The organism is Bradyrhizobium sp. UFLA05-125, from assembly GCF_059803515.1.
Window position 1 is genome coordinate 1 of sequence record NZ_JBANBJ010000158.1, and the last position, 2,896, is coordinate 2,896.

Annotated in this window: 2 protein-coding genes; both read right to left on the reverse strand. The window is 61.7% G+C overall.

Annotated features, from left to right (window positions below; all coding sequences use genetic code 11):
* Positions 1–324: 324 nt before the first annotated feature.
* On the reverse strand, positions 325–1,269 hold the full coding sequence (locus SO156_RS45615) for an AraC family transcriptional regulator (RefSeq protein WP_498539436.1): 945 nt from the start codon (positions 1,267–1,269) through the stop codon (positions 325–327).
* Positions 1,270–1,470: 201 nt separating this feature from the next.
* Positions 1,471–2,896: autotransporter outer membrane beta-barrel domain-containing protein (locus SO156_RS45620; RefSeq protein ID WP_498539437.1), on the reverse strand; the 1,426-nt coding region annotated here is incomplete at its 5' end.

Genomic DNA, 2,896 nt, shown 5'->3' on the forward strand with positions numbered 1-2,896 from the left:
GTCGATGCGGAGCCTGTCGCCATCTCGGCTGATTGTGTTCGGCATGATCCGGATTCCATGTGCTGCGGTACTACGCAGGTTGTAAGCGCGCGCTACAGAGCGATGAGCTTCGACCAAGCTTCGCGCGATTCACCTGCGCATGCCTAAAGCGCGATGAGATTTGGATGAATCTTCCTCGCGCTTTAGGTCATTGTTCGCGCATGATCTTTTCGGAAAACCGCTTCGCACTTTTCCGGATCATGCTTTAGAATTCATAATTGAGCCAGGCACTCACTATTTGAAGAGTCAGGTTTCCGGCCCTTGTGAAGGGCGCAGTTGTTACGATCATTCTCTGCAATCCCGAGGAGACTTTGAGAATTTTCGTTTGAAGGCTTGATTGAAATAAGAGATGTCGTTGAAGCCACACGCATAAGCGATGTCGCTGATCCGCCTGTGCCGCAACGATCGATCCTCCAGCATCCGCTTCGCCTTTTCGAGTCGAAGGCGCAGAATGAGCTGTCCCGGTGTCTCGCTTCTTTCTTCCAATAGCTTGGAAACATAACGGGTGCTGATCCCGTGATGCTCGGCCACCATTTGGGCACTTAGAGTCGGATTGGCGATGTTGGATTCGACATATTGAAGAATTTCCATGAGCCGACCGGCGCGCAATCCGCGCGCATCCGCGACTTCGGCCGCCTCCCTGGAGGGACCGCAGATCAAGGCGATCAGGTCGATCAGGTGGTCGCCGATTGATTTTATCGACGCGACATCGCCGATGATATCCTGATCGCTGGCAAGCTTCTCGGTGTACCAGAGCAGGTATTTGAACGCAGGATGCTGCCAATTCAGCTGCTTGCCAATATTCAGCTCAGCATTCGGCGCGGCCGATAACAGCGTGCTTCGGGGTATCAGGTAGTTGTAGGATTCGACGTGCGTGTCGCCGAAATAGGCCATTCGTTCAAGCGGCCGGCCGAAATCCACCATCATGATTCGCGGGGCCGTGGCAGTGGAAGATAAGCCGCGTTGGGATATATCAAGTGCACCCCGGCGGTTGACAGTGAAGCTGAAGCAATCGGAGCCGTCGGCGACATGTTTGCGGCTCCGAAAAAAGCTTTTTGGCGTTCCGGCACATCGCAACAGGGAAATGTTGTCGAATGGCAATATGGCGTCGGTCGCTTCAGGTTTGTCGAGGCGGACGACGTCGGCCATCGGGCGCACGAATTCCTCGCGCCAGCGGTCGAAGCGCTCGGCGTCAGGATAATCTTCGGCGTTAAACCGAATCATCGGCATGCGCGCAAGCTCCGAACATAAGCACGGCTGCCACGGCGCAGCCGCATCATTTCCTTTACGGCATGGATTTGGTGGGCTCCAGCCGAGAATGGTTCAAGCCGTCCGCAAATAATGATCGGCCGCGGCGACCCCACGAGATGAGCTCGTTGGTCTTCGCCGTGGCGATGCAAGTTCGACAAGCGCCCCCGCCGCCGTCTCTCGCTACCAGCTCGCGCGCAGCGCCCCCATGCCGGCGTAGCTCTGGCCGGCACCGGAGAATTCGCCGGTGAACTGCCCGGACAATTCCCACGTGCGGTTCAGCGTAAGGCGCGATCCGAGCTCCAGGCGCCCGGCGTCGGCAGCCGCGCGCGCACCTTCGACCGTGAAGGCCGGCAGGGCGAAGGTGGTCAGCGACGCCGTGACCGCGCGCGTCGGCTCGAACTCGTGCACCCAGGCGGCCTGCGCAAACGGTGTCCACACCATGCCGTTGCCGAAATAGAACCGGCTGTCGAATTTGGCGCCGAGGAACGTCGGCAGGGACGAGATGTCGCGCGAAACATAGCTCAAGGCGAGCACGCCGGGCGCGCCGCCTGCGGTGCTGGTTTCGGTATAGGCCGCCTGCCACAACCGCGCGGCCTGCACCGCCGCGAACGGCGTCACCGTAAACGAATTGAGGGCGTAGGAGCGGCCGATCTCGAACCGGGCGCCCAACTGATTGCTGCCGAACGCGCCCTTGGCGGTCTCGTCCGGACCGACACCGCTGATCGTGCGCGTCGTCGTGTTGTCGAAATGACTGTAGGCGATTTGCCCCGACACATAGCTTGCGCCGAATTTCTGCATCGCATAGCCACCGACATGCGCGCCGTCGAGACGGCCCGACGTGGCGCGGTCACTGGCTGAGAACGTCGCGCTCGAACCGCCGGCGGCGACACCGACGAGGAGGTCCGGGTTGAACAGACGATCGACGCCGATCGCACCGCCCGCGACCCGATCGCTGAAGCCGGCACTGCCAGTCGTCGCATCACCCGACAAGGATTGTCCCGCACCAAATCCCGCACCCCAGGCATGCCATTCCGGCTGCGCCATCACTGGCGCCTTCACCGCGTTGAAGGCCGACATCGGCCCATTCGGCCGTTGCTCGGCGTAACCGAGCGGCGTGGCTGTCGCCGCATCGCCCCGATTGCCGGCGCGCCAGGCCGCCATCTGGCCGTCCATGGTCTGGCCGAACAGCGCTGCCGCCGCAAACGCGGTATTCTGGGTCCCGCTGGTGCCCTCGCCCGACAGTTGGTCGAGCACGCGGACCGAGACTGCCTGCAGCAGCCGGCTATAGAACGTCGCGGCGCCGCCCGTCAGTGCGGTCGAATAGCCGGCTTCGAGCGCGTTGCCGACGGCGCGCTGGTTGGCGGTCTCGCCGGCGACGGCGCCGAAGCCCAGGCGGGTCAGCGTCAGGTCGACGGTGTTGGCGTTGTACGTCGCCGCAGCGTCGAAGAATGCCGACGACGAGGTCGCATTCGAGAACTGGCCAACGATGGCCGTTTGGCTCACGAGCACAGTCGTATAGGTGGTCGTCCGCTGATACAGCCCCGGCTGCAGCACGGCACGTAGCGTGCCGTTGAGATTGACACTATCCGCAGCCAGACCGTCATGG

Excerpts from the sequence above, each read along its gene's own strand:
- SO156_RS45615 (WP_498539436.1), bottom strand. The coding sequence starts at position 1,269 with ATGCCGATGATTCGGTTTAACGCCGAAGATTATCCTGACGCCGAGCGC.